The following is a 25,039-nucleotide window of genomic DNA, read 5'->3' on the forward strand; positions in this document are numbered from 1 at the left end:
TGTCGGCGAAGCGTCGGTAATTCACTCAGCCGATTCGCGCGCGTTTAGAAACGGCCAGCTAACACCAGAGGCGAAATTTGGGTGACGCGGTTCGTCTTCAGGCAGCCCGTGTATGTCTCTGATTTCATCAATTTCTCGCAGGTATCGTGCAGCCACGTCGGACGGACCACCGTCCGTGCACATCGCCAAGAGATCTCGCCTCAGCTCCGCGACAGGTGCGGGCAAGATTTCGAAAACCCCTGACCAATCGCGTGAGGGGACACGCTCAGTTGCAACATATTCGACCGCGCGGTAGCCGGCGAAATTGCGGCCCGTCGAAATCTCTGCCCGCACAAGCAGCAAAAGTCCTGGCATATCGGGCGCTTCGGATATCGCTGTCGCGAGGAGCACCAACCCCGGCGTTGTGGGACCATCTGCGAGCAGTGCATATGTATGGTCCCGGACGTCGGCATGTACTTCTAGCAATCCAGCGATTTCGCGGGCGATGAACCAGTGATCGAGCCCCTTCTGCTCGAAAACCCCATGCACAGCAAGATCTATCAGTTGATGCGCGATATCTAGAGAACCCGTAGCCAATCGGAAGATTGTACGGAGCCAACTGTAATCACCGTAAAAGGCAGGAAACAACACTGCTAGCCTGAACAGGCAACAGCCGCCCTCATCGTCGGCCAGACTCCCGCATGCAAACACAACATCCTCGAGCATGTTAGGGTGGTGGAACGAATTAGGTAATGTTGTGAGCAAATCGAACCCATCGAGTGCTTTGTCCGTAAACGGTAAGAGCTGCAACCATTGCTTGAGTTCATACCCATTGCTTTGAGAGAGGATCCATGTGCGCAACTTGGCATCATTCAGTGTGTCGGAGATGCCGCGTGTGACTTCATCAAGTGAGAGAATCTCGCCTGAGAGGCAGAGATTCACGAGCAACGAGCAACGAGCACGCGGTAGGGCCAGCCCAAGCAGTTGTTTAACCACGCTGCGCCACCTACCGTGAGGAAGGCGCGCAGCTCGTGTGCCAAGCGCAACGGCAAGCCGATGCTGATCATCGCTATCTCCTTCGAGCAACCTTTGAACCACCGCGAATATGGTGTCGGCCTCCTCGCAAGTTTCTTCGGGATCGCCGATGCGCGTTGCCCGTCGCGCAGGAACATCTGAAAAATCGAGCCTGCCAAATAGGCGATTTTCAACCGGCTGAGGTTCGTTAGTGAGCCGCCAATGCTCGACAAGTACACTTGTGGCTTCTTCGCCAAAATTTAAATCGTCTAGATAGCCGTACAGGATGTACCTAGTTTCCGGAAGCTTTAGCGCTCGAAAAGCACGCGCATATTCATGGGTATGAGGCGTGCGCGCTTCATCCAGTGCATTCCCAGGCCGCCACCTCTCCGCTTCTGCCTGCTCGCGGAAGGCTCGAAGGCGCTGAAGATTGTCATCGAGCAGTGCCTGAAGGACTGGCAAGAGTTGGCCAGATGGTGCACAGGCGGCAAGTTTCACGAGACTCACCGTCTGCATCCTCGTCGCATCGCTGGACGCCAGCATTCGGTATGCCCACTCCTCCATAAGACCGGCGACACTGCTTTTTACTGTGTTACTGAAAGGTCGATCGTGACTCGATTGCTCTCCGCGACATCGGATCAACAACTCGGCCATCAGCGCCATCTGCGAAACCGACGCTGACGCAGACCGCGCCTGTACAGCCTCAAGAATACTTTCGGCAGGTGCGAGCGCTAGTCTTCCTTCAAGGCCATGAAATAGCTTATTCACCTCTGGGTCCCACGCGCCGTTCACCTTACGACTTGGTTCAAGTTCGAACAGCATGTCAAGCAACACGGCTGACGAGCGAGGACCAAGCACCGAAGCAGCGATGGAGGCACGCTGACTGTACTGGCCTAAGTCCTCCTGTGCGATCTTCAGCAGCGAGTTATCATCCTCAACGATCCTTCCAGCAGAGACGATTTCTGCAGCGTGGTGAAATAGCGACCGTCCTTCAAGCACCCGGACTACGAGGGCTTTCGCTACAACGAAGGGATAATGTGTGCGCAACGTCTCAGCAAGCGAGCTGACGTTTCGGTCCCCGCGCTCAAATTCCACAGTTGACAGAATTCTGTACAACTCATGCTCCAGCGACTCATCGCGTGGTGTACGCGCAATTCGATGCAGCTTCTCGTAATCCGTTTCCGCCTCAATTGAGCGATGCTGCGCCTGTGCAAGACGTTCGCGACACTGAAAATCTGCGACTTCCTCAACATCCAGAGTCTGTCGCCTAACGATCTGATCCAATGTGGCATCTGAGACAGCCCGAAGGATCTCGGCTATATGAAAATCAGCTCTTCGAAACGACAGCGCACTAACCACAGACAACTGTACGTCAGTATGGGGATCCATCTTTGCGAGGTCTGTTGCGAGACCGAGTCCCTCTACATCACCGTGCATAGCCATTTCATGCAGTAGAACCTCCCGTGGGCTGTCTGGTAGCGCGGCGATGGTACTCGCAGCGTCCCCTCCAAACACCGCCCGCCGAAGTTGTCGGCAGTTACGCAGTGCACGCAGGCTATTTTGCTCACCCTCGTGAGTCACAAGCGGCCAGATTACAGCGAGGAACTCCGGTCTGCCGGACGTGAGCATGAACCTGAGTGCGCGATCAACCGTGCCGGGCACATGCCATGCCCTCACGAAGCGCTGTACGTCATCCGCGACCAATGCCCAAATTTCATCCGACGACCGATAAATCATTTCGGCTGCGAGCAATGGATCAACTTCCAGAGCCGCCAGTACTGATCGTGCACAAACCGCCTTTTGCAATTCGTCGGTACTACGCGCGAGCCGCTCGACCGCGAACAGTGTTGCCTCTTCCCAAGCAGGCTTGTCAAATATTTGCGTCTGCAAAGTCTTCAATTCGACCGGATCCTCAGAGGCCAACCGCATGCGATCTTGGACCATGTGCGACGCATACCACTCTTGAAATTGCTGATGTTGGAACGAGTAGCCGGGGGTGTCCCCTAGCCGCAGCAGAACATGATTGCTAATCAGAGCTTCAAGAGCATCGTACGGTTGAGGTAACGTCGTCACCTGCCCTTCGTCCATCAACACCCTTCCGGTGTCGCTGATTGACCGGCGGGCCTCTACCTCCGAGAGTGCAACCGCAAACGCGCTAGTTGATCGCACAGCCAGATCACACAGGTAGCGGTCGTGCAGGCCTGCCAAAGCTGCGCGCAATGCTTCCGCGTGCTCCGGTATAGCTTCATGCGCTTCCACGAAGCGGCGTAGAAGTTCTTCCTTCGTTGTCGGGAAGGCTGAGCCGCGCGGAAGTGACAAGAGCACTGTCAAGTAAAGGGGGATGGAGACTAGCTCGCGAATTCCTGGCGTGCGCCAGGCCTCATCCACAATGCGAACTCCCGGCTCGCCATACATCTCACGTGCTATTTCTTCCTGCTGGCTGTAGCTGAGAGGCAAGAGATCGATGCGCAGCGCTTCGATGGGAACATCAAGTGACTGTCGGCGTGTCGAGATAATGATGCCGAGATCGGGCAGCTCGGCCTTCAATGAGTTCAACTGGACACGGGCGCGTTGACGCGCTGCAGTGTCAAGCTCATTCCAGCCATCCAGCAGCAGCACTACACCAGGTTTTGCTGCTGCCGCACGAAAAATGTCTTCTGATATCCCTCGGAAGGATGGCCGACGTAGGATGGATGCCAATAATTCCATATTCTCCGTTGCCCAGTCCGCAAGCGGGACAAACATCGGAATTCCTGTTGGTTCTGCAAGCAGCCCCTCGGCTACTTGAAGCAGCACTGTCGTCTTTCCCATACCGGGAGGTGCCACAAGCACGAGATCATCAAGTGATACAACGGCTCTTGCCAGTGACTTTGTTGTAATGGATTCGTTGACACCCTCAATGGTCAAAGCGAGCTCAATCGACGTGGCTGGCCATCGCGCGGTTCGGCGAAATATTTCAATATCAGCAGCTGCTGCGACACGAAGATCTCCAGCATCTTGGAATTCTTCAGATACAGGCCGTGCAGTGCCCTCTAAAACACGCTTTCTTGATTCTGTCTCGGCATCTTTCTTCCAAGTGCGCAACAACTCGGTAGTGAACTTCGAATCTGGCGAGTCAATAGCAGTGCCGTGATTTCGGCACATCCAAATCCCATTGGTCACCGAGCGACGTTCGTCCATCGTCATCTTTCCGTCGTAGCGTGGTCCACCGGGCGCAGCGGCGCAGATGTGAGAAGCGGTGCCCACGCTCATGCGCCCGCTCTCGTCCGAGGTCGCACCTTCGGTAGAAACGCGACAGCCTGGAAAACTGCATAGCCATCCAGCGCGCTGTCCGATCTTACGCCTGGTGCCCTCTGTGAAATCGTCTCGGTTCTTAGCCATTTGCCCTTCGCCTGCTGCTCGCTCCCGCATACTGTGCTGCGCGCTCACCCAAGTGTCCACTAGATCGCGTGCTGCCAGTTCAAGACCGCTTTGGGTCGAAAGCGACCAGTCGGGAATGACCGCCTTCGACCCATTGCGGCCCTTGGCGCAAGGCCCCTGACGGCCAGAAGCGGCCCTTCGCTACAGTATTTTGAGACCGTCCGGTGTCTCAATATAAGACCGCAAACCATATTGGTCATTGCGTATGACTTTGACCGGACCGCAGAAGCCAATCATTTCCAAATGGTGCTCGACAGCACCCGGTTCGGGATGGAAAATCTCAAGACGCTGCAACTGACAGCCCTTCTCGTCAAGTCTCTGTGCCGGTGGCTTCGAGTCGCCCCAGTCGATCAGGCTGGGCACTACTCCATCCAGCGGCAGTTGTCCGTCTGTATGGATGGAAATACTCCACGACAGCTCGCCTCTGTTCATCGGTTCGATAACACCAAAAGCACTCTGTAGCTCTTCATCTGCGGCATCCAGAAATTCCGTGCGCGCGACCCAGTGGGCCAGACGTGGAGATGCTTGGGCGTTTAGTTTATCAAGCCCAAACCACCTGGGCCTCCTGGGTTTCGGCGCCAAAGGGTCGGGCGCAATCACCTCGAGATAAAAACAGTCGCCTAATCGTAGAAGTAGATTATGAGTGCTCATGCGGGGATGATTGCCACCCTGCTGCATGCTCACCCCTAATTGCCTTTCGACCAGTTGTGCGCCTGCCGCTAGTGTCGGTGACACGATGACCAGATGGTCAACAATGGAACGCCTCATGGGCACAACTCCAGACTCAAGAGTTCCTGGACGGTCTGCCGCCGCCTTATCATTCGGTAGCTTTGGTTCTCGATCAGTAACTCCGGCAACAGGGGGCGACTGTTGTAGTTCGAAGACATGGAAGCACCATAGGCGCCCGTATCATGAATCACCAGCAGGTCGCCGACCCTGGCCTGCGGCAAGTCCTGGGGAGCCAACGCGTGTTCGCTCTGAGTAAACACATCACCAGCCTCACAGAGTGGGCCGGCCACCAGGGTGGGTTGCAGAGGGCGAGACACTGGTAGGCCATCAACGTCGAGCAAGGTCATGCGATGGTACGAGCCGTACAAGACGGGCCGCATCAAGTCATTGAACCCGGCATCGACCAGAATGAAGGTATTGCCACCTGCCTTCTTCACTGCGCGAACCTCGGTCACGAGGTAACCCGACTCTGCCAGCAGAAAGCGTCCAGGTTCGATCTCCATGCGTACGGCATGGCCAAGGATTGCCTCGATTTTCTCCCGAGCAGCGGCCCAAATCCGGGCATATTGGTTGATATCGACCGGTTTGTCGGTACTTGTGTACGGTGTAGCCAGACCTCCACCAAGGGAGAAGGCCTCTATGTTCCTGTCCAGCCGAGCAATGAGGTCAGTCATCGACTGAGCTACCTGCGCCAGGTGCGGGTAATCTACGCCCGAGCCAATATGCATATGGACACCTACCAGGTGCAGACCCCAAGTGCTAATGCAGTCGAGTGCCTCTTCCAGTTGTTCGTGCCAGATACCATGCTTGCTGTTTTCTCCTCCCGTGTTGGTCTTGCGACTGTGGCCATGGCCGAACCCGGGATTGATACGGAGCCAGACCCGATGCCCTGGCGATCGCTCCCCCAACTGCCGAAGCATATCGATCGAGCCGACATTGACCTCAATCCTTGATTCGATTACCCGGGCCAAGGTCGTTTGATCTAGCAGGTCACACGTCAACACAACACCCGCTGAATCGCCATCCACCGACGCTCCCGCCGCGAAGGCACGCTCCACCTCCCCCCAAGAAACCGCATCGAGCACCACCCCCCGTTCGCGCATCAAGCGAAGAATATGCAGATTGGGATTGGCTTTCTGCGCGTAGCGCACCGTATCGAAGCCGCGCAGTTTTTCAATACGATCAATAATCGTCCGGGCGTCATACGCCCAAAGTGGCGAACCATGACGGCGAACCGCAGCGGCTAATAATTCAAAAGGTGCATCAGCATTCATGAGCGTGCCTCGTTACAGGAATGCGACCAGCATGAACTGAGTAAAAATTTCATAAAAATAGCTTTTTTTCTTTAATCGATTCATATCTGATATGCCCAGCCTTTTCCTTTCTGGTCTTTCCATGAAGCTATCGCTGCGCCATATCGAAATATTCCGAGCTATCATGGCTGCCGGCAGCGTTACCAATGCTGCGCGACTGCTGTTCACCTCACAGCCGACTATTAGCCGTGAACTGGCTCGGTTGGAGCAGGTTGTTGGGCTGCGCCTGTTTGACCGTGAGGGGGGGCGCCTGCTAGCGACGGCGCAGGCGTTGCTGCTGATTGAGGAAGTCGAGCGGGCCTACGTCGGCCTGGAGCGCATTGATCGATTCGCCCAGGCGATCCGCAACTTTGAACATGGCAGGCTGGCTATTACTTCCCTGCCTCTCTTCTCTCATGCCTTGCTCCCTGAGGTGTGCCGGCAGTTTCATCAGAGTCACCCGGGTGTCAGCGTGAGCATCACTGCACAGGAGTCGCCATTGCTGGAAGAGTCTCTGCTGGCACAGCAGCATGACCTTGGCTTGACTGAAGGCGAGCAAGTGCCACGAGGAGTCCAAGGAGAGCTCCTCTTTAGCGCTGGCCTGGTTTGCGTGTTACCGGATGGACACCCGTTGTTGAACAAGCCCCAACTGGAACTAAGCGACTTTCACGAGGTGAATTTCATCAATCTGGCGAGCCTTGATACCTACCGGCAACGGTTGGATCAGCACTTCAGAGCCGCGGGAGTGAACAGGCGCACGATCATCGAGACGACTACCGCGGCATCGGTATGCGCCATGGTCAAGCAAGGGCTAGGAGTGGCGATTATCAACCCATTGAGCGGGTTAGAAGCAGCGCACAGTGGGCTGTCGATTCGCCGGCTGAGCGTTAGCGTCCCCTATTCGGTCATGTTGATACGCCCCGAACATAGACCGAGCTCAGCAGCAGTAGATTTGTTTTGTGAGGCGCTGCGGGCGCAGGCGCTAAAACTTACCGCTCGCCTGGCAAAAGGGATTTGAAAGGGCAACTTGGTCGCGTTGAGGCTAGGCATCCAGCGGCCCACACTGATGCTGCGCTGAAAAATGTAGCTTCTAGGCTTCCGGATAGACAGCGCATGATGAACCATTTGGGTCGTACATCCTTGAGTCAGAGCTGCGTGCCCATTACGCATTGAGGTCGCTCATCACCTGACGGTGCATCGCGATGTCGCAACGTGAAAACCGCTGAGGTCGTCGACAGGCCGCTATTGGCCGAAAGCAGCCTCTCGCGAACGTCCGCAATGGGTCGATTCCTGCCGGTCAAGACGTTCCCGTACACTGGTCACATCCGATGCAAATGGCTGGTCAAGTCGAATGCAAACAGGTGGTCAAGTGGGATGCAAACGGTTGGTCAAGTCCGGTGCAATTTCCCAGCTGGAACGTACTCAGCCAATGCTGCAACTTCGACCTGGGCAGATTGAGCAGCGCACCCATGATTACAAGCGCCATGGCACCGCCAGTCTCTATGCCGCGTTCGACATCATGACGGGTGAAGTCATGGGCCGGATTACCCAGCGGCACCGGGCCAAAGAGTTTCTGGACTTTCTGCGACAGATTGATAGCAACACACCTGCCGGGCTGGATTTGCATGTGATTCTGGACCACAGCTCAATCCACAAAACTGCTGCGATAAAGGGTTGGCTGGAAAAACACCCGCGCTTCAAGCTGCATTTCACAACGACCAGCGCGTCTTGGTTGAACGCAGTAGAAGGCTGGTTTTCGCAGTTGAAGAGACGGGCGCTGTATCGCGGGGTCTTCACAAGCGTGACTGATCTGAAAACGGCGATCCGTCAATTCATCAAGGCTAACAACGAGCATTCAGCCAAACCGTTCAAGTGGAACAAGACGGCAGAGGCCATTATCAGCTCAGTGCATATGGCAAAGCTGAGCGTGGTGAAAAATAAGCTAATGAATTAAGCGCTTGGGACACTAAAACAGACGCGCAAGTAGTTCACTCGAATAATCCTTGAATGGTATGTCAGTTCCACAAGACAGAAGCCATACGTCATGTATGGCCTCAGTGGTTTCAACGTCCGCGCTGAGCGGCATCATCGGAATGTGTATTCCTCATGCCGAGGGTTGCGCTGATGGGCAGCCCTTACAGATTGTACTTTTCATCGATCCTGCGTTTGTCGAGCGTGTACCGCTTGAGGTCGATCGCGTCGGACTCCAGCTTGGCATCTAGCTCGTCCATGTCATGCTTCTTAAGCGTTGCAACGTGAGCTTTGGTGGCCTGGTAGTTGATGAACTCTGCAGCGTCATGCCCGCTCACTGGGTCCCAGAGAATGGAAAGAGGCCAGAACAACAGGTTCACGACGCCAAAACCGTATGCGCGACCATAGAACGAACCTCCCCCTGGAAGCAGGCCGAGGCCGGCAGCGAGCCCAGGGCTTTTTTCTTCCACCGCGAGGTTTTTGGCGCGGTAGCTGGCAAGTTCCGACTCTTGGGCCGAATTGAGGCCGGTAGCGCAACCAGTAGTTAGCGCTATCAGGGCGGCAGCGGTCAGATTTCTAATTGTAGACATGCAACATTTCCTAAGTGTAAGTGCTGTACTCGCGCACGGCTGGGCGTCGAGGCGCGTAACTTTACACTGGGTAGTGGCGCATTAGAATCATTGTGCCATCATCTTTTTAAAGCAGTGCAGCCCCTGCTTTTCCCGAGCCCCGCCGCCGAGAGCTTCATCAGTCGCTGGAATTTCGGGCATGCCAGATGATCTTGTTCAGGACACTGCGCCGCATGCCGCAATCCCTTGCTCATCGCTTGCAACCGCCTGATTCGCGCATCCAGTTCGTCCGCCTTGGCCGCCAGCATCTGCCGATCGACCTGCTGGTCCACCAGCATCGCCCCCACTTCATCCAGAGAAAATCCCGCAGCCTGCCCCAGGGCGATCAGTGCCAGCCTGTCTGCAACATCGGCTGCAAACTGTCGCCGCTGGCCGCGTCCGGCCAGTGACTTGAGTAAGCCTTTCTTCTCGTAATAACGCAGTGTCGATGCGGGTACGCCTGTGCGTTTGGCGACGTCGGCAATGTCCATTTCGGGCCCTTGACTTGAAGTTGACTTCAACTTCTATGCTGCGTGGCATGGTAATGACCGTCAACCTTCGAGAGCTTGTTCAATGACGTTTACTGCGATGTTTCTAGCTGCATTGCCGATTGGCGTAGGTGCCACTGTAGTGATGGACCTGTGGGGGTTACTGCTGAGGCGGTTGGGTATCGCAACGCTGAATTTCGCCATGATCGGGCGTTGGGCGGGGCATTTGCGGAATGGGCGTCTGCGGCATCAAGCGATTGCCAAGGCGGACCCGGTGCGGCATGAGCTGGCGTTGGGGTGGGGGATTCATTACGCCATCGGTGTGCTATTCGCGATGTTTCTACTTGTGGTGGTGGGAGAGGGCTGGTTGCTGGCGCCTACCTTACTGCCTGCAGTGGTAATAGGTGTGGTTACCGTCGTGGCGCCTTTGTGCTTTATGCAGCCGGCGATGGGCGCGGGTTTCTTTGCGTCCAGAACGCCTGCGCCAGCGCGTAATTGCCTGAAGAGCCTGATCACGCATTTTGTGTTTGGTGTAGGGTTGTTCTTGAGTGCGGGTTTGCTTGCGTTAGTGTGAGGGCAGGGAGTTGGATCAGAGCGAGCGCAAAACCAGCATGCCTGCTATCAGCAATACCCCCGTAGAGATCGCGCCGAGGTAAAACAGGAGCACACCTGTCCATGGCGAAGATGCTCTAAGGTTGCGCATTTCTTCAGCGAACGCTTCCGCTTCATTTAGTGATCTCCTATTGTGATCCTGGGCGGCGTGGTGCATTTGCTACTCCTTGTGGCTGGATTAATCGAAGCTCAGAGCTTGCTGGCCAGTGCCATTACGCCAACGATGGTCGTGACAACTGCTGAACCCGTTGCGATTGGGTACCAGAACGCCTCCTGCCTGAGCTTACGCGCTTCTGCTACAAATTTCTGTGCCTCGGCCCTTAACTTGCGGCCTTCATTTTGTAACTTCTCAAGTTCGAGATGTTCACGATCATCCTGATGCATCGGGTTGTCTATTCTGTTGCGGCGAAGGTGCCAGGGGTCGTGCATGATTGTGTGCGGTTTGGGTTGGGGGCGAAACTGCCGTCTTGCAGCGAGTGTTGTAGTCCAATTTCGCTCAAGATCGTGAGGGCCAGCAAATTTTGCAAAGGCGTACCCTCCCTGAACAACGCGCCTGCCTCAACGCTGAGACGACGCGCGCAGGGTGCAATTTCGGCCCCGCTCCGCTAGCATTAGCGATCTTCCGCTCGATCAGGCTACGATGGTTTTTCGATGAGTTATCAGGTTCTTGCACGTAAATGGCGTCCGCGCTCGTTCCGCGAAATGGTCGGCCAGGCCCATGTGCTGAAGGCCTTGATCAATGCCTTGGACAATCAGCGCCTGCACCACGCCTACCTGTTCACCGGTACCCGGGGCGTGGGCAAGACGACCATCGCCCGTATTATCGCCAAGTGCCTGAACTGCGAAACCGGCATCACCTCCACGCCATGTGGCACCTGTTCGGTGTGCCGGGAGATCGATGAAGGCCGTTTCGTCGACCTGATCGAGATCGACGCCGCCAGCCGCACCAAGGTCGAGGACACCCGCGAACTGCTCGACAACGTGCAGTACGCCCCCAGCCGCGGGCGCTTCAAGGTCTACCTGATCGACGAAGTGCACATGCTGTCCACGCACTCGTTCAACGCCTTGCTCAAGACGCTGGAAGAGCCGCCGCCCTACGTCAAGTTCATCCTCGCCACCACCGACCCGCAAAAGCTGCCGGCCACCATCCTGTCGCGCTGCTTGCAGTTCTCGCTGAAGAACATGAGCCCGGAGCGGGTGGTCGAACACCTGAGTCATGTCCTGGAGGCCGAGAACGTTCCGTTCGAGCCTGATGCCCTGTGGCTGCTGGGCCGCGCTGCCGATGGTTCGATGCGTGATGCCATGAGCCTCACCGACCAGGCGATCGCGTTCGGCGAGGGCAGGGTGTTGGCCGCCGATGTGCGGGCCATGCTCGGCAGCCTCGATCACGGCCAGGTCTACGGTGTGCTGCAGGCGCTGCTGGAAGGGGATGCGCGGGCGCTGCTGGAGGCGGTGCGCAACCTCGCCGAGCAGGGGCCGGACTGGAGTGGCGTGCTGGCCGAAATGCTCAATGTGTTGCACCGGGTCGCCATTGCCCAGGCGCTGCCCGAGGCGGTGGACAATGGTCAGGGTGATCGCGACCGAGTGCTGGCGCTGGCGTCGGCCTTGCCTGCCGAAGATGTGCAGTTCTATTACCAGATGGGCCTGATTGGCCGACGCGACCTGCCCTTGGCACCCGACCCGCGGGGCGGTTTCGAAATGGTCCTGCTGCGGATGCTGGCGTTCCGACCGGCCGATAGCGACGATGCGCCGAAACCGGTACTAAAGCCGGTGGGGATCAGCCAGGCCACAGCTGATCCTGCAACCCCGGTGGCAGCGCCCACGGTGGTCCCCGACGCGCCTGTCGTTGCTGCCGCAGCACCCGCTGCAGTGGTTGCGGCCCCGCAAGCCGAGCCTGCGGCTGCCGTCGAGGCAATGTCGGCTGCGCCACCACAACCTGAGCCCAAGGCCGAGCTGGCCGAGCCCGAGCCCGAGCCGGCACCGGAAGAGGAAGTCATCGACCTGCCCTGGGAGGAGCCTGCTGCCAAGCCTGCTCCCGTTGCCGTTGAGCCGGAGCCTGCGCCTGCGCCGGCTGCCGCGCCCCAGCCCCCAGTCGCTGAGCCGCAAGATGCCCAGCCGGCCTATGACGAGCCGCCATTCGATCCGTCTGCCTACGCCTCGGCGGGCATGGAGCGTGATGACGAGCCACCGATGGATGAGGACTACTATGGCGGCGAAACCGAGCCGGTGGGCTTCAGCTATCTGGACGAGCTGGTCGAGCACGTTCAGGAAGAGGCCCCCATCGCTGCGCCCGAGCCGCTGCCGGCCGCCAAGCCCGCCACCGGGCTGGCCCTGCAATGGCTGGAATTATTCCCACAGTTGCCTGTGTCCGGGATGACAGGCAACATCGCCGCAAACTGTACGCTGATGGCTGCAGACGGTGACGACTGGCTGCTGCACCTTGACCCGGGTCAGGGCGCCTTGTTCAACGCCACCCAGCAACGCCGGCTGAATGAAGCGCTCAACCAGCACCTGGGGCGCACGCTGAACCTGCGCATCGAGCTTATCCTGCCCGAGCAGGAAACCCCGGCCCAGGCAGCCTCGCGCAAGCGTGCCGAGCGCCAGCAGGACGCCGTGGCGTCGATCGAGCAGGATCCGTTGATCCAGCAGATGATCAAGCAGTTCGGTGCGACCGTGCGGCAGGATACTATTGAACCTGTAGAAGCCCTGGTCAGTCAGGGTCAGTAACGGATAACCATGCGGCCGGCCTGCGGCGGGCTGCATCACACGACCCAATCGAGGTATACCCCCATGATGAAAGGTGGCATGGCCGGCCTGATGAAGCAGGCCCAGCAGATGCAGGAAAAAATGGCCAAGATGCAGGAAGAGCTGGCCAACGCCGAAGTGACGGGCCAGTCTGGTGGCGGCCTGGTCAGCGTGGTGATGACCGGCCGTCATGACGTCAAGCGCGTCAGCATCGATCAAAGCCTGATGTCGACTGAAGAAGACGACAAGGAAGTGCTCGAAGACCTGATTGCTGCTGCACTGAACGATGCCGTACGTAAGGTCGAGCAGAGCAGCCAGGAAAAAATGGGTGGCATGACTGCAGGCATGCAGCTGCCGCCGGGCTTCAAGATGCCGTTCTAAGGCATTTGCAGTTGCAAAGCCGCCGCTGGGTTCCAGGGCGGCTTTTTTTGTGGTGTTGTTTGCAGGTCGTTGCTGATGCTGCCGGGCGCATGCCTGGATGTTCTGGCGGCCTTTGGATCGAGCGCCGCTTGTGATAGGCGAGATTTGACGCTGTCAGGCTGCGCCGGTATAAACCGCCTCTCATAGAATTATCAGGCCTTTCCCATGAGCTTCAGCCCCCTTATCCGCCAACTGATAGACGCCCTGCGCACGCTGCCGGGCGTCGGCCAGAAAACCGCCCAGCGCATGGCCCTGCAGTTGCTGGAACGCGACCGCAGCGGTGGTGTGCGCCTGGCCCAGGCGCTTAGCCTGGCCATGGAAGGGGTTGGCCATTGCCGCCAGTGTCGCACCTTGACCGAGCAGGAGTTGTGCCCGCAATGCGCTGATACGCGCCGCGACGATACCCAGCTGTGCGTGGTGGAGGGGCCGATGGATGTGTATGCGGTGGAGCAGACCGGCTATCGCGGTCGCTACTTCGTGCTCAAGGGGCATCTGTCGCCGCTTGATGGCCTGGGGCCTGATGCTATTGGCGTGCCGCAGCTGATGGCGCGAATCGAAGAGCAGGGCAGCTTTACCGAGGTGATCCTGGCCACCAACCCGACCGTGGAAGGGGAGGCGACAGCACATTACATCGCGCAGTTGCTGGCCGAGAAGGGGCTGGTAGCCTCGCGGATTGCCCACGGCGTGCCGCTGGGCGGCGAGCTGGAACTGGTCGATGGCGGCACCCTGGCGCATGCCTTCGCGGGGCGTAAGCCGATTTCCCTTTGATTTGAATTGCTGGGGCCGCTGTGCGGCCCTTTCGCGACATAAGGCCGTACGCGGTCCCCTGTAGGGGCGGCCTTGTGTCGCGAAAGGGGTGCAAAGCACCCCAAGAATCACTCAGTACTCGCTCAGCGAAAACTCGGTCAGGCAGAAGGTCGGCACACCCGCCGCCTGCAGCCGGCGCGAACCGTCCAGCTCAGGCAGGTCGATGATCGCCGCCGCCTCGAACACCTGTGCACCGGTGCGGCGCACCAGGTTGGCTGCGGCCAGCAGGGTGCCGCCGGTGGCGATCAGGTCATCGAAGATCAGCACCGAATCGCCTTCGCACAGGCTGTCGGCATGCACTTCCAGGAAGGCTTCACCGTACTCGGTCTGGTAACCCTCCGACAGCACGTCAGCCGGCAGTTTGCCTTGCTTGCGGAACAGGATCAGCGGCTTGTTCAACTGGTGGGCGATGATCGAGCCGATCAGAAAGCCCCGGGCATCCATGGCGCCGATGTGGCTGAACTCCGCCTCGACATAGCGTTCGATGAACTGGTCGGCGACATAACGCAGCCCGCGTGGCGACTGGAACAGCGGGGTGATGTCGCGGAAGATCACACCCGGCTTGGGGAAGTCCACTACCGGGCGGATCAGGGCTTTGAGGTCGAAGGCTTCGCTGTGCATTGTTGCAGGTATCCTGAAAAACGAATGCGCCAGTATACCTTTTTCAAGCAGGCTTTCAGGCCTCCATCGCACCACCGGCCAGCGCACACAGCTGGATCGGGTCGAGGATGTGCACTTCCTTGCCCTCGGCGCGCAGCAGGCCGTTCTGCTGGAAGCGGGTGAACACCCGCGACACGGTTTCAACGGCCAGGCCCAGGTAATTGCCGATTTCGTTGCGCGACATGCTCAGGCGGAACTGGTTGGCCGAATAGCCGCGGGCGCGGAAGCGTGCCGACAGGTTGACCAGGAAGGTGGCAATGCGCTCATCGGCGGTCTTTTTCGACAGCAGCAGCATCATTTGCTGGTCGTCGCGGATTTCACGGCTCATCACCCGCATCAGCTGGCGGCGCAGCTGGGGTAGTTGCACCGACAGCTCATCGAGGCGCTCGAACGGGATTTCGCACACCGAGGTGGTTTCCTGCGCCTGGGCCGAGACCGGGTAGGCTTCAGTGTCCATGCCGGACAGGCCGACCAGTTCGCTGGGCAGGTGGAAGCCGGTGATCTGCTCCTCGCCGCTGTCGCTCAGGCTGAACGTCTTGAGGGCGCCGGAACGTACGGCGTAAACCGAGCCGAAATTGTCACCCTGGCGGAACAGGAACTCGCCCTTTTTCAGCGGGCGTCCGCGTTTGACGATTTCATCCAGTGCATCCATGTCTTCCAGGTTGAGCGAAAGAGGCAGGCACAGGGGGGCCAGGCTGCAATCCTTGCAATGGGCCTGGCCGTGGGCGCGCAGTTTGACTGGCTCGGACATTTGAATCGATCCTTGTGGGAAAGCACACATAAGTCGTAAGGGTAACCTACGGCATAGGGTGTAGGCCAGTGTGCGCGAGGATGATGCGCCTTGGCCGAACCCCAGCTGCATCATGCCGGGGGTCCGTTCTTGCCCATAGTGTGCCTGGCAAGCGGGCTTGTCCACACGGTCAACGATTCGCTTGGCTAGATCACCCGCGAGAATCGCTGACGGTCGTGCATCGCCAGATACGCGTCGAACACCATGCATACCGAGCGGGCCAGCAGGCGCCCGGCCGGCAGGATGCGGATGCCCTTTTCGTCGAGGCGGATCAGGCCGTCCCTTTGCATGTTCAGCAGCGCTGGCCAAAGATCGTTGAAATAGGCCCGAAAATCGATGGTGAAGGCGCTTTCGATCGGCTCGAAGTCGAGCTCGAAGTGGCAGATCAGTTGCTGGATCACTGCCCGTCGCAGGCGGTCATCGTGATTGCACAGCAGGCCGCGCTGGGTTGCCAGCTGGGAGCCGGACAGCGCGTCCTGATAAGTATTGAGGTCGCTGCTGTTCTGGCAGTACAGGTCGCCGATCTGGCTGATTGCCGAAACCCCCAGGCCGATCAGGTCGCAGTGGCCGTGGGTGGTGTAGCCCTGGAAGTTGCGCTGCAGGGTACCTTCTTCCTGGGCGACGGCCAGCTCGTCGTCGGGCAGGGCGAAGTGGTCCATGCCGATGTAGCGATAGCCGGCGGCGGTGAGCTGCTCGATGGTGGCCCGGAGCATCTCCAGCTTGGCTGCCGGGGCCGGCAGGTCGTTGCTGTCGATACGGCGTTGCGGCATGAAGCGCTCAGGCAGGTGAGCATAGTTGAAGACCGAGAGGCGGTCGGGCTGCAGGCGGATCACTTCCTCGACGGTGCGGGCGAAGCCTTCCGGGGTCTGCTTGGGCAGGCCGTAGATCAGGTCCAGGTTGACCGAGCGGAACTGCAAGGTGCGCGCCGCCTCGATCAGGGTGCGGGTCTGTTCCAGGCTCTGCAGGCGGTTGATCGCGCGCTGCACCGCAGGGTCCAGGTCCTGCACGCCGAGGCTCACGCGGTTGAAGCCAAGTTCGCGCAATAGGCCCATGGTCGACCAGTCGGCCTCGCGCGGGTCCAGTTCGATGCCGTAGTCGCCGGAATCATCGTCCAGCAGGTTGAAGTGCTGGCGCAGGGTGGCCATCAGCTGGCGCAGTTCCACATGGCTGAGGAAGGTCGGCGTGCCGCCGCCCAGATGCAGCTGTTCAACACGCTGTTTAGGGTCCAGGTGGCAGGCGATCAGCTGGATTTCCTGCTCCAGGCGCTGCAGGTAGGGTGCGGCTCGGCCACGGTCCTTGGTGATCACCTTGTTGCAGGCGCAGTAGTAGCAGATGTTGGCGCAGAACGGCACGTGTACGTACACAGACAGCGGGCGCACGGCCCGGCGGCTTTCGCGCAGGGCGTGGAGCAGGTCGAACGAGCCGACTTCGCTGTGCAGTTGCACCGCGGTCGGGTAGGAGGTGTAGCGTGGGCCGGCCAGATCGTAGCGGCGGATCAGGTCGGCATCCCAGCGTAGATCTTCGAGCATGTGGGCGGTCCCCGGAATGAGCAGCAGTGCCCCGGAGTCTATGGTCGTCTGTAGGAATCTGTGTTGATTTGTATCAAGAGCTAGGGGGCCGCTGCGCAGCAGCGCCTGTCAGTGCCCCATCAGCCAATGCTGGTGCGGCCCCGGCAGTGTCCACAGGCCGAACAGGATGACCAGCAGTCCTCCTGCCATGCGCACGCTACGCCGGCGCAACAGGCTGTTGACCCGCTCCGCCGCCAGCCCCGTAGCCAGCAGCACCGGCCAGGTACCCAGCCCGAACGCCAGCATCAGCGCCGCGCTATACCCCGCATTGCCCTGGCTGGCTGCCCACAGCAAGGTGCTGTAAACCAGCCCGCACGGTAACCAGCCCCACAGCGCGCCAAGCAGCAGGGCCCGGGGCAGGCTGGAGACCGGCAACAGGCGCGAGGCCACTGGCTGGATATGCCGCCAAAGCCCTCTGCCCAGTGCTTCGATGCGTGTCAGCCCGCTCCACCAGCCCGCCAGGTACAAGCCCATGGCGATCAGCAGCAACGCGGCCACCACCCGCAGTGCCAGGGCGGCAGGGCTGCTGGCTACCGCCCAGCCGGCCAGGCCCAGCAGCAGGCCGGCGCAGGCATAACTGAGGACCCGCCCAAGGTTGTACGCCAGCAGCAGGCGCAGGCGCCGGCCCCGTTGCTCCGGCGGGATCGCCAGGGTCAATGCGCCCATCAGGCCGCCGCACATGCCCAGGCAGTGGCCGCCGCCGAGCAGGCCGAGGACCAGCGCGGAGCCGAGCAGGGGAAGCAGGTCAGGCACGGGGTGGTTGGTCCTTGTCTTGCGGCTCGTCGGGCTCTTGTTTGACAGCAGCCTGGTGGCGTGGGTCCTGGTCGTCGAACAGGATGCTGTGGGCAGGGCTTTCAAGGTCGTCGTACTGGCCGCTGTCCACCGCCCAGAAAAAGATGTACACGGCGACGCCGACGAGCAGCAGGGCGGCCGGGATCATGACATAGAGGGCTGGCATGGGCGGCTCCTGATCAGGCAATGGCAGGTTGTGGGGCGCTGGCGGTGGCCGCCACGCCCGGCAGCCGGGTCAGGCGCAGGGCATTGAGGACCACGATCAGCGAGCTGACCGACATGCCGACGGCGGCCCATACCGGGGTGATCCAGCCGAGCGCGGCAAACGGCAGCATGAGGCCATTATACAGGGTCGCCCAAAGCAGGTTCTCGAGGATGTTGCGGCGGGTGCGGCGGGCCAGGTCGAAGGCGTGTACCAGCGCTTGCAGGCGGTTGCTCAACAGCACTGCATCGGCACTGGTCTTGGCAAGGTCGGTGGCACTGCCCATGGCAATGCTGATATCGGCGGCGGCCAGCACCGGCACATCGTTGACCCCGTCACCCAGCATCAGCACCTTGCGTCCTGAAGCCTGCAGAGCCTTGAGCCGGTCCAGCTTGTCGTCCGGGCGCAGGCCGCCGATGGCCTGATCGATACCCAGTTGGGCGGCTACTTCGGCGACCATGGGCGAGCTGTCGCCCGACAGCAGCAGGGTACGCCAGCCACGCGCCTTGCAGGCCGCCAGCAGGGCAGGGGCGTCCTCGCGCAGGCGGTCGTCCAGGCCGAACCAGGCCAGCGGGCCTTGGCGATCACCCAGCAGCAGCCATTGGCCGCGGGGCTCCGCGACAGTCGGGATTTCGGCGCCGCTGAGGGCGCAAACGAACGTGGGCTGGCCGATGCGCAGGCGTTGCCCGCCGACCAGCCCTTCCAGGCCCAGCCCAGGTACCGTTTGCACATCCTCCGCAGGCTCGGCATTGCGACCGAAGGCGCGGGCGATGGGGTGCTCGGAGCGGTTTTCCAGGGCGGCGGCAAGGGCCAGGCAGCGGTCGGCGGCCACCGCGCCCAGCGGGCGAATGCTGCGCAGCGTCAGGCGGCCCTCGGTGAGCGTGCCGGTTTTGTCGAAAATGACCGTGTCGATCTGGTTGAGGCCTTCCAGTACATGGCCGCGGGTGACCAGCAGGCCGAGCTTGTGCAGCGTACCGGTGGCGGCGGTCAGTGCAGTAGGGGTGGCGAGCGAGAGCGCGCATGGGCAGGTGGCTACCAGCATGGCCAGGACAATCCAGAACGCCCGTGTCGGGTCCAGGTGCCACCACCACAGGCCTATGACGATGGCGGCCACCAGCGTGAACAGCAGGAACCATTGCGATGCGCGGTCGGCAATCTGCGCCAGGCGTGGCTTTTCCGTCTGCGCGCGTTCCAGCAGGCGGACGATGGCCGACAGTCGCGACTCCTGGCCAAGGGCTTCGATTTCTACGTTCAGCGTGCTTTCGACATTCAGGGTGCCGCCGGTGACCCGGTCGCCGGCCCGCCGCGGTTGCGGCAGGTACTCACCGGTCAGCAGCGACTCGTCGACGCTGGAGCGGCCTTCGACAATGCGCCCGTCAGCCGGGATCACTGCGCCGGGCAACACCTGCACGGTGTCGCCGCGTTGCAGTTCGCTGAGCAGGATGCGCTCGCTGCGGCCAAGGCTGTCCAGGCGCAGGCAAGAGGCCGGTAGCAGGTTGACCAGTTGCGCGGTGGCCGCTGCCGTACGCTCGCGGGCGCGGCGTTCAAGGTAGCGGCCGGTGAGCAGAAACAGTGCGAACATGCCCACGGTGTCGAAATACAGTTCGCCACTGCCGGTGATGGCCGTCCAGATCCCGGCACCAAAGGCCAGGGCGATGGCCAGCGATACCGACACGTCCATGGTCAGGTGGCGGGTGCGCAGGTCGCGTGCGGCCCCTTTGAAGAAGGGCGCGCAACTGTAGAACACGATCGGGATGGTGAGAAACAGCGCCACCCAGCGCAGGATGGTGTGCAGCTCGGGCGACAGGTCGATGTTGAATTCCGGCCAGGTGGCCATGGTCGCCATCATCGCCTGGAACCACAGCAGCCCGGCCACGCCCAGCCTGCGCAGGGCGCTGCGGTTTTCGCGGGCCAGTTGCTCGGCGGCCTGGTCTGGCTGGTAGGGGTGGGCGGCGTAGCCGATCTGGCGCAGCTCGGCCAACAATCGCGAGAGCGGCAGGCGTTGGTCTTCCCAACTGAGCAGCAGGCGATGGTTGGACAGGTTAAGGCGTGCGTCGGCCACGCCGGGCAGGTTGCGCAAGTGCTTTTCGATCAACCAGCCGCAGGCGGCGCAGCTGATGCCTTCGACCAGCAGGGTGGTTTCGGCCAGCTCGCCCTGGTGGCGGACGAAGGTCTGTTGCACGTCGCTGCGGTCGTACAGGGCCAGTTCGTCCTGCAACTGCTTGGGCAGGGCTTCGGGGTTGGCGCTATTGTCGCTGCGGTGCTGGTAGTAGTGTTCCAGCCCGCCGGCGACGATCGACTCGGCCACTGCCTGGCAGCCGGGACAGCAGAACTGCCGGGGCTGGCCGAGGACCACGGCGGTGAAGCGGCTGCCCGGGGGGACGGGCAGGGCGCAGTGGTAGCAGGGGGTGGGCTGGGTCATCACATCATTGCCTTACATATATCGGCTGGCCGGCGCGTTCCCCGGTAGGAGCGGCCTTGCCGGGGCGCCGGACCGGTCGGAAAGGGGCGCGAAGCGGCCCCAGCAACCTATGCTGCCAAGCTGAGCAACCTATGCTGCGAAGCTCAAAATTTGGGGCCGCTTCGCGCCCCTTTCGCGACACAAGGCCGCTCCTACAAGTGTTCAGCGCCCTGGATGGCTTCATCGCCCAACTGCAAGGTCACACCATGCGCCACTTTTTCCTCCTCGAACAAGCGCCACACCTGGCCGCTTTCGCTACCCAGCAGCTCGACAAAGCGGCGCCCGTCCACCTTGTCTTCCAGTTGCCCCACATAGCGCCCTGCCTCGACCCGGCTCAGCAGCACCTTACGGTCCTTCTCTGGCTGGGTAGGTGAAATCAGGTTCAGCTCCAGGCTCTGCGGGTCGCTGCTGCCGGCCAGGCGCAGGTCCACTTCGCCCGTCAGCTCGTCCAGGTGCACGCTGGCCTTCAAGCCCAGGTTCTGCGCCAGCAATTCACGGTCCAGCGAGCGGTTGATGCCTTTGCCAGCCTCGTAGTAATTGTCGTTGACCAGGTTGTCGGGGTTGTTCACGGCGATGCTGACCATGGTCAGGCTCAGGCATACCGAGGTGGTGAGGATGCCGATGATGATCCAGGGCCAGAGGTGCTTGTACCAAGGGCTGGTGGCGGTGGCGGCAGGCATGGTTCGCGTTCTCTCTCAGCGGATCTGTGGGCCGATGAAGCGGCTCTTGGCTTCGACCTCGGCAGCGCTGTCATCGGCGCTTTTGAGGGTGAAGGTGATTTCGTTGGTGGTCGAGGGCAGCTTCTCGGGGGCGACCGACAACTGCACCGGCAGGCTGACGATATCGCCGGCGGCCACGCGGATTTCCCGCTGGCCTTCGAGCCGCAGGTCAGGCAGGCCAGCGGCGTCCAGCACGTACACGTGATCACGCTGGTCCTTGTTCATGACCTTGAGGCTGTACACGTTCTCGATACGCCCCTGGGCGTTCTCGCGGTACAGCACGCGGTCCTTGCTGACGTCGAAGCCCACCAGCGAGCGGGTGGCGAAGGCGGTGGCCAGGGCGCCGATCATCACCAGCAGCACCAGTGCGTAGCCGATCAGCCTTGGGCGCAGCATGTGGGTCTTCTGCCCCGACAGGTTGTGTTCGGTGGTGTAGCTGATCAGGCCTTTGGGGTAGTTCATCTTGTCCATGATGCTGTCGCACGCGTCGATGCAGGCGGCGCAGCCGATGCACTCGATCTGCAGCCCGTCGCGTATGTCGATGCCGGTGGGGCAGACCTGTACGCACATGGTGCAGTCGATGCAGTCGCCCAGGCCCTGGGCCTTGTAGTCCGTGTCCTTCTTGCGCGGGCCGCGAGTTTCACCGCGGCGCGGGTCGTAGGAGACGATCAGGGTGTCCTTGTCGAACATCACGCTCTGGAAGCGTGCGTAGGGGCACATGTACACGCACACTTGCTCGCGCAGCCAGCCGGCGTTGCCGTAGGTGGCCAGGGTGAAGAAGCCGACCCAGAAGTAGGCCCAGCCATCGGCCTGGCCGGTGAAGAATTCGATGGCCAGTTCGCGAATCGGCGAGAAGTAGCCGACGAAGGTCATGCCGGTGACGAAGCCGATCAGCAGCCACAGGCTGTGCTTGGTGAACTTGCGCAGGAACTTGTTGGCGCTCATCGGGGCCCGGTCAAGCTTCATGCGCTGATTACGGTCGCCTTCGGTGACCTTTTCGCACCACATGAAGATCCACGTCCACACGCTTTGCGGGCAGGTGTAGCCGCACCATACGCGGCCGGCATACACGGTAACGAAGAACAGGCCAAAGGCGGCGACGATGAGGATGCCCGAGAGCAGGATGAAGTCTTGCGGCCAGATGGTGGTGCCGAAGATGTAGAACTTGCGCTCGGGCAGGTTCCACCAGACGGCCTGATGGCCGCCCCAGTTCAGCCAGACAGTGCCAAAGTACAAAAGGAACAGCGCTGCCCCGCCGACCATCCGCAACCTGCGGAACAGGCCGGTGAAGGCGCGGGTGTAGATTTTCTCGCGAGAGGCGTAGAGGTCGACGGAATCCTTCCCTTTGCTGGCAGGCGGGGTAACGTCATGTACCGGAATTTGCTTGCTCATCATCAAGTCCCACGGCAGTGGAGAAATGCCGCGGCCAGTGCGTGCCGGCCGCAGTCTCGCGCATTCTGCTAGCGCTGCGCCCCATGATACGCCGCTGATGGCACGCCGGGGTCGCTCTGCGACCTTTAGTCGCGTTGGGTTCGGGGTGTTGATCGTGTTAAGGCGGGTGTCAATTGATCCAGGTCATCTAGCGCTGAATCTACCGGCCCTATCGCCGGCAAGCCGGCTCCCACGCGGGGCGGGGGCCGGCTTGCCGGCGATAGGCCAGTGCAGGCATCACTCGGCCTTTTCAGGCTCCTGCTCCTGATGCGACAGGCTGTACACATAAGCCGCCAGCAGGTGAACTTTGTCATTGCCCTGCAGTTGCTCCTGCGCCGGCATCTGCCCCTGGCGACCATAACGGATGGTCTGTTGCAACTGAGCGAAGCTCGAACCGTAGATGAACGCCTGCGGGTGGGTCAGGTTCGGCGCGCCCATGGCGGGTGTGCCTTTGCCTTCAGGGCCATGGCACGCCACGCAGTTGGCGGCGAAGATCTTCTGCCCGTTCTCGACATCGGCCTTGGCGCCTTCAGGCAGGCTGCGACCATCGAGCTTGCTGATCACGAAGGCTGACACGTCGGCCACGCCTTGCTCGCCGATCACCTCCGCCCACGCCGGCATCACGCCATGGCGGCCGCCCATGATGCTGGCCTTGATGGTTTCCGGCTCGCCGCCCCAGCGCCAGTCGTTGTCGGTGAGGTTGGGGAAGCCGTAGGCGCCCTTGGCGTCGGAGCCGTGGCACACCGAGCAGTTGGACGCAAACAGCCGCGCGCCCATCTTCAGCGCTTGCGGCTGCCTGGCCACTTCTTCGATAGGCATGGCCGCATACTTGGCGAAGATTGGCCCGAAGCGGGCATCGGCCTTGGCCATTTCTTTTTCCCACTCGTGCACGCCGGTCCAGCCGGGCTGACCGTTGGTGAACTCGGTCTGCTTGTCGTTATCCAGGTACGAATACCCAGGCAGCACGCCTTTCCAGTTGCCCAGGCCCGGGTACAGCACCAGGTAGCCGAGGGCGAAAATGATGGTGCCGACGAACAGCCAGAACCACCATTTGGGCAGGGGGTTGTCGTATTCCTCGATGCCATCGAAGGCATGCCCGACGGTTTCGTCGGTGACCTCTTCGCGCTGGCCCTTGCGGGTCGACAGCAGTAGCCAGGTCAACGCGAAGATGGTGCCCAGGGTCAGGACGGTGACGTACAGACTCCAGAAGGTTGTCATTGTTGTTTGCTCCCAGAAGCTTTTGCTTGCGCTTGCTCGACGTGCGTTTTGGCCTCGGGGTCATCGGCGAACGGCAGTTGGGTTGCCTCGTCGAACTCCTGTTTGCGCCGTGGGTTGAACACCCACAGCGCCAGGCCCACGAAGGCCACCATCACCACGACGGTGCCCAGGCCGCGAATCATCCCGATATCCATCAGCGTCACCGTTTGCTTTTGATGATGGTGCCAAGACCTTGCAGGTACGCGACCAGTGCGTCCATTTCGGTCTTGCCCTTGACCGCGTCGCGGGCACCGGCGATGTCGGCATCGGTGTACGGCGTGCCCAGGGTACGCAGCACTTCCAGCTTCTTCGCGGTGTCTTTGCCGTCGAGCGTGTTCTCCACCAGCCACGGGTAGGATGGCATCTTCGACTCCGGCACTACGTTGCGCGGGTTGTACAGGTGTGCGCGGTGCCAGTCATCGGAGTAGCGGCCACCGACGCGGGCCAGGTCCGGGCCGGTACGTTTGGAGCCCCACAGGAACGGGTGGTCCCACACGCTTTCACCGGCCACCGAGTAGTGGCCGTAGCGCTCGGTTTCGGCGCGGAACGGCCGGATCATCTGCGAGTGGCAGCCCACGCAACCTTCGCGGATGTAGATGTCACGGCCTTCGACTTCCAGCGCGGTGCGCGGCTTCATGCCTTCGACGGGTTTGTTGGTGACGTCCTGGAAGAACAGCGGGACGATCTGGGTGAGGCCACCGACGCTCACGGCGATGACCATGAAGAAGGCCAGCAGGCCGATGTTCTTCTCGACAGCTTCATGCTTCATCAGTGGGCTCCCACAACGACGATCTTGGCGGCTTCATCCGCTTCTGCCGGGTTGGCGGCGCGTACGGTGCGCAACACGTTGTAAGCCATCAGCAGCATGCCGGAGGCGAAGAACGCACCGCCCAGTGCGCGGACGATGTAGCCCGGGTGGCTGGCCTGCAGGGCTTCGACGAAGGAGTAAGTCAGCGTGCCGTCATCGTTGATGGCGCGCCACATCAGGCCTTGGGTGATGCCGTTGACCCACATCGAGGCGATGTACAGCACGGTGCCGATGGTCGCCAGCCAGAAGTGCGCGTTGATCAGGCC

24 protein-coding genes and 1 pseudogene are annotated in these 25,039 nt (G+C 60.7%); 6 read left to right on the forward strand and 19 right to left on the reverse strand.

All coding sequences use genetic code 11. The annotated features are described in order from the left end of the window. Nucleotides 1-21: 21 nt before the first annotated feature. From EGJ09_RS20380 to lysA, 3 genes are all read right to left on the reverse strand, one after another. Entirely contained in the window at nt 22-4,245 is a 4,224-nt protein-coding gene (locus EGJ09_RS20380; RefSeq protein WP_125924644.1) for an NACHT domain-containing NTPase, read from the reverse strand. A gap of 309 nt (nt 4,246-4,554) precedes the next feature. Beyond that, entirely contained in the window at nt 4,555-5,181 is a 627-nt protein-coding gene (locus EGJ09_RS20385; RefSeq protein ID WP_125924645.1) for a VOC family protein, read from the reverse strand. Then, the gene (gene lysA, locus EGJ09_RS20390; RefSeq protein ID WP_125924646.1) at nt 5,178-6,416 is read right to left on the reverse strand and encodes a diaminopimelate decarboxylase; all 1,239 of its coding nucleotides are present in this window, start codon (nt 6,414-6,416) and stop codon (nt 5,178-5,180) included. The genes EGJ09_RS20385 and lysA overlap by 4 nt, the downstream gene beginning before the upstream one ends. 121 nt (nt 6,417-6,537) lie before the next feature. Between lysA and EGJ09_RS20395 the strand changes: the two genes are divergently transcribed. Both EGJ09_RS20395 and EGJ09_RS20400 read left to right on the forward strand, forming a co-directional pair. Continuing rightward, entirely contained in the window at nt 6,538-7,452 is a 915-nt protein-coding gene (locus EGJ09_RS20395; protein ID WP_125924647.1) for a LysR family transcriptional regulator, read from the forward strand. Nucleotides 7,453-7,836: 384 nt separating this feature from the next. Then, nucleotides 7,837-8,388: pseudogene (locus EGJ09_RS20400) on the forward strand (IS630 family transposase); the annotation flags it as partial. A 181-nt stretch (nt 8,389-8,569) separates the two neighbouring features. Here EGJ09_RS20400 and EGJ09_RS20405 read toward each other — a convergent pair. Beyond that, the gene (locus EGJ09_RS20405; RefSeq protein WP_125924648.1) at nt 8,570-8,995 is read right to left on the reverse strand and encodes a hypothetical protein; all 426 of its coding nucleotides are present in this window, start codon (nt 8,993-8,995) and stop codon (nt 8,570-8,572) included. 98 nt (nt 8,996-9,093) lie between these two features. Further along, on the reverse strand, nt 9,094-9,504 hold the full coding sequence (locus EGJ09_RS20410; protein WP_115274242.1) for a helix-turn-helix domain-containing protein: 411 nt from the start codon (nt 9,502-9,504) through the stop codon (nt 9,094-9,096). Between the two features lie 82 nt (nt 9,505-9,586). Here EGJ09_RS20410 and EGJ09_RS20415 point away from each other — a divergent pair, with 82 nt between their 5' ends. Further along, entirely contained in the window at nt 9,587-10,075 is a 489-nt protein-coding gene (locus EGJ09_RS20415) for a DUF2938 domain-containing protein (protein WP_115274243.1), read from the forward strand. A 15-nt stretch (nt 10,076-10,090) separates the two neighbouring features. Here EGJ09_RS20415 and EGJ09_RS20420 read toward each other — a convergent pair whose 3' ends face one another. Then, a complete protein-coding gene (locus EGJ09_RS20420; protein WP_115274244.1) occupies nt 10,091-10,270 on the reverse strand; it encodes a hypothetical protein in 180 nt (59 codons plus the stop codon). Nucleotides 10,271-10,302: 32 nt separating this feature from the next. Continuing rightward, complete coding sequence (locus EGJ09_RS20425; RefSeq protein WP_020193510.1) at nt 10,303-10,497, reverse strand: hypothetical protein; 195 nt, start codon at nt 10,495-10,497, stop codon at nt 10,303-10,305. Between the two features lie 267 nt (nt 10,498-10,764). On the opposite strand from EGJ09_RS20425, the gene dnaX reads away from it, so the two are divergent. The 3 genes from dnaX (at nt 10,765) to recR (ending at nt 14,046) form a co-directional block, all read left to right on the forward strand. Further along, nucleotides 10,765-12,840, forward strand: a complete 2,076-nt coding sequence (dnaX, locus tag EGJ09_RS20430) for a DNA polymerase III subunit gamma/tau (protein WP_125924649.1) — start codon at nt 10,765-10,767, stop codon at nt 12,838-12,840. A 63-nt stretch (nt 12,841-12,903) separates the two neighbouring features. Further along, the gene (locus tag EGJ09_RS20435; protein WP_012315418.1) at nt 12,904-13,239 is read left to right on the forward strand and encodes a YbaB/EbfC family nucleoid-associated protein; all 336 of its coding nucleotides are present in this window, start codon (nt 12,904-12,906) and stop codon (nt 13,237-13,239) included. A gap of 204 nt (nt 13,240-13,443) precedes the next feature. Beyond that, the gene (recR, locus tag EGJ09_RS20440; RefSeq protein ID WP_012315417.1) at nt 13,444-14,046 is read left to right on the forward strand and encodes a recombination mediator RecR; all 603 of its coding nucleotides are present in this window, start codon (nt 13,444-13,446) and stop codon (nt 14,044-14,046) included. 111 nt (nt 14,047-14,157) lie between these two features. Here recR and EGJ09_RS20445 read toward each other — a convergent pair whose 3' ends face one another. The 12 genes from EGJ09_RS20445 to EGJ09_RS20500 form a co-directional block, all read right to left on the reverse strand. After that, a complete protein-coding gene (locus EGJ09_RS20445) occupies nt 14,158-14,706 on the reverse strand; it encodes an adenine phosphoribosyltransferase (protein ID WP_003254303.1) in 549 nt (182 codons plus the stop codon). 55 nt (nt 14,707-14,761) lie between these two features. Next, nucleotides 14,762-15,496 (reverse strand): Crp/Fnr family transcriptional regulator FnrA, encoded by a 735-nt coding sequence (fnrA, locus tag EGJ09_RS20450; RefSeq protein ID WP_012315416.1) that lies wholly within the window; start codon nt 15,494-15,496, stop codon nt 14,762-14,764. A gap of 185 nt (nt 15,497-15,681) precedes the next feature. Then, nucleotides 15,682-17,064: an oxygen-independent coproporphyrinogen III oxidase gene (hemN, locus tag EGJ09_RS20455; protein WP_125924650.1), complete on the reverse strand. Its 1,383-nt coding sequence runs from the start codon at nt 17,062-17,064 to the stop codon at nt 15,682-15,684. Between the two features lie 108 nt (nt 17,065-17,172). Continuing rightward, entirely contained in the window at nt 17,173-17,856 is a 684-nt protein-coding gene (locus tag EGJ09_RS20460) for a sulfite exporter TauE/SafE family protein (protein WP_046785297.1), read from the reverse strand. Continuing rightward, nucleotides 17,849-18,061 (reverse strand): cbb3-type cytochrome oxidase assembly protein CcoS, encoded by a 213-nt coding sequence (ccoS, locus tag EGJ09_RS20465; protein WP_046785296.1) that lies wholly within the window; start codon nt 18,059-18,061, stop codon nt 17,849-17,851. The genes EGJ09_RS20460 and ccoS overlap by 8 nt, the downstream gene beginning before the upstream one ends. 13 nt (nt 18,062-18,074) lie before the next feature. Further along, complete coding sequence (locus tag EGJ09_RS20470; protein ID WP_125924651.1) at nt 18,075-20,519, reverse strand: heavy metal translocating P-type ATPase; 2,445 nt, start codon at nt 20,517-20,519, stop codon at nt 18,075-18,077. Between the two features lie 191 nt (nt 20,520-20,710). Beyond that, on the reverse strand, nt 20,711-21,238 hold the full coding sequence (locus EGJ09_RS20475) for a FixH family protein (RefSeq protein ID WP_046785426.1): 528 nt from the start codon (nt 21,236-21,238) through the stop codon (nt 20,711-20,713). A 15-nt stretch (nt 21,239-21,253) separates the two neighbouring features. After that, nucleotides 21,254-22,669 carry a cytochrome c oxidase accessory protein CcoG gene (gene ccoG / locus EGJ09_RS20480; protein WP_046785294.1) on the reverse strand — a complete coding sequence of 472 codons (1,416 nt, stop codon included), beginning with the start codon at nt 22,667-22,669 and terminating at the stop codon, nt 21,254-21,256. Nucleotides 22,670-22,945: 276 nt separating this feature from the next. Beyond that, the gene (ccoP, locus tag EGJ09_RS20485; RefSeq protein WP_046785293.1) at nt 22,946-23,926 is read right to left on the reverse strand and encodes a cytochrome-c oxidase, cbb3-type subunit III; all 981 of its coding nucleotides are present in this window, start codon (nt 23,924-23,926) and stop codon (nt 22,946-22,948) included. Further along, nucleotides 23,923-24,120 (reverse strand): CcoQ/FixQ family Cbb3-type cytochrome c oxidase assembly chaperone, encoded by a 198-nt coding sequence (locus EGJ09_RS20490; RefSeq protein ID WP_012315408.1) that lies wholly within the window; start codon nt 24,118-24,120, stop codon nt 23,923-23,925. Before EGJ09_RS20490 ends, ccoP begins: the two co-directional genes overlap by 4 nt. A gap of 5 nt (nt 24,121-24,125) precedes the next feature. Further along, a complete protein-coding gene (ccoO, locus tag EGJ09_RS20495) occupies nt 24,126-24,734 on the reverse strand; it encodes a cytochrome-c oxidase, cbb3-type subunit II (RefSeq protein WP_046785292.1) in 609 nt (202 codons plus the stop codon). After that, the coding region (locus tag EGJ09_RS20500) for a cbb3-type cytochrome c oxidase subunit I (protein WP_177433174.1) at nt 24,734-25,039 on the reverse strand (306 nt) is incomplete at its 5' end. The genes ccoO and EGJ09_RS20500, both read right to left, overlap by 1 nt.

The organism is Pseudomonas sp. p106, from assembly GCF_003936645.1.
Lineage (GTDB): Bacteria > Pseudomonadota > Gammaproteobacteria > Pseudomonadales > Pseudomonadaceae > Aquipseudomonas > Aquipseudomonas putida_E.

Coding starts and splice junctions, on each gene's coding strand:
- EGJ09_RS20380 (WP_125924644.1), bottom strand. CDS start 4,245: ATGAGCGTGGGCACCGCTTCTCACATCTGCGCCGCTGCGCCCGGTGGA.
- EGJ09_RS20385 (WP_125924645.1), bottom strand. CDS start 5,181: ATGAGGCGTTCCATTGTTGACCATCTGGTCATCGTGTCACCGACACTA.
- lysA (WP_125924646.1), bottom strand. CDS start 6,416: ATGAATGCTGATGCACCTTTTGAATTATTAGCCGCTGCGGTTCGCCGT.
- EGJ09_RS20395 (WP_125924647.1), top strand. CDS start 6,538: ATGAAGCTATCGCTGCGCCATATCGAAATATTCCGAGCTATCATGGCT.
- EGJ09_RS20405 (WP_125924648.1), bottom strand. CDS start 8,995: ATGTCTACAATTAGAAATCTGACCGCTGCCGCCCTGATAGCGCTAACT.
- EGJ09_RS20410 (WP_115274242.1), bottom strand. CDS start 9,504: ATGGACATTGCCGACGTCGCCAAACGCACAGGCGTACCCGCATCGACA.
- EGJ09_RS20415 (WP_115274243.1), top strand. CDS start 9,587: ATGACGTTTACTGCGATGTTTCTAGCTGCATTGCCGATTGGCGTAGGT.
- EGJ09_RS20420 (WP_115274244.1), bottom strand. CDS start 10,270: ATGCACCACGCCGCCCAGGATCACAATAGGAGATCACTAAATGAAGCG.
- EGJ09_RS20425 (WP_020193510.1), bottom strand. CDS start 10,497: ATGCATCAGGATGATCGTGAACATCTCGAACTTGAGAAGTTACAAAAT.
- dnaX (WP_125924649.1), top strand. CDS start 10,765: ATGAGTTATCAGGTTCTTGCACGTAAATGGCGTCCGCGCTCGTTCCGC.
- EGJ09_RS20435 (WP_012315418.1), top strand. CDS start 12,904: ATGATGAAAGGTGGCATGGCCGGCCTGATGAAGCAGGCCCAGCAGATG.
- recR (WP_012315417.1), top strand. CDS start 13,444: ATGAGCTTCAGCCCCCTTATCCGCCAACTGATAGACGCCCTGCGCACG.
- EGJ09_RS20445 (WP_003254303.1), bottom strand. CDS start 14,706: ATGCACAGCGAAGCCTTCGACCTCAAAGCCCTGATCCGCCCGGTAGTG.
- fnrA (WP_012315416.1), bottom strand. CDS start 15,496: ATGTCCGAGCCAGTCAAACTGCGCGCCCACGGCCAGGCCCATTGCAAG.
- hemN (WP_125924650.1), bottom strand. CDS start 17,064: ATGCTCGAAGATCTACGCTGGGATGCCGACCTGATCCGCCGCTACGAT.
- ccoS (WP_046785296.1), bottom strand. CDS start 18,061: ATGCCAGCCCTCTATGTCATGATCCCGGCCGCCCTGCTGCTCGTCGGC.
- EGJ09_RS20470 (WP_125924651.1), bottom strand. CDS start 20,519: ATGACCCAGCCCACCCCCTGCTACCACTGCGCCCTGCCCGTCCCCCCG.
- EGJ09_RS20475 (WP_046785426.1), bottom strand. CDS start 21,238: ATGCCTGCCGCCACCGCCACCAGCCCTTGGTACAAGCACCTCTGGCCC.
- ccoG (WP_046785294.1), bottom strand. CDS start 22,669: ATGAGCAAGCAAATTCCGGTACATGACGTTACCCCGCCTGCCAGCAAA.
- ccoP (WP_046785293.1), bottom strand. CDS start 23,926: ATGACAACCTTCTGGAGTCTGTACGTCACCGTCCTGACCCTGGGCACC.
- EGJ09_RS20490 (WP_012315408.1), bottom strand. CDS start 24,120: ATGGATATCGGGATGATTCGCGGCCTGGGCACCGTCGTGGTGATGGTG.
- ccoO (WP_046785292.1), bottom strand. CDS start 24,734: ATGAAGCATGAAGCTGTCGAGAAGAACATCGGCCTGCTGGCCTTCTTC.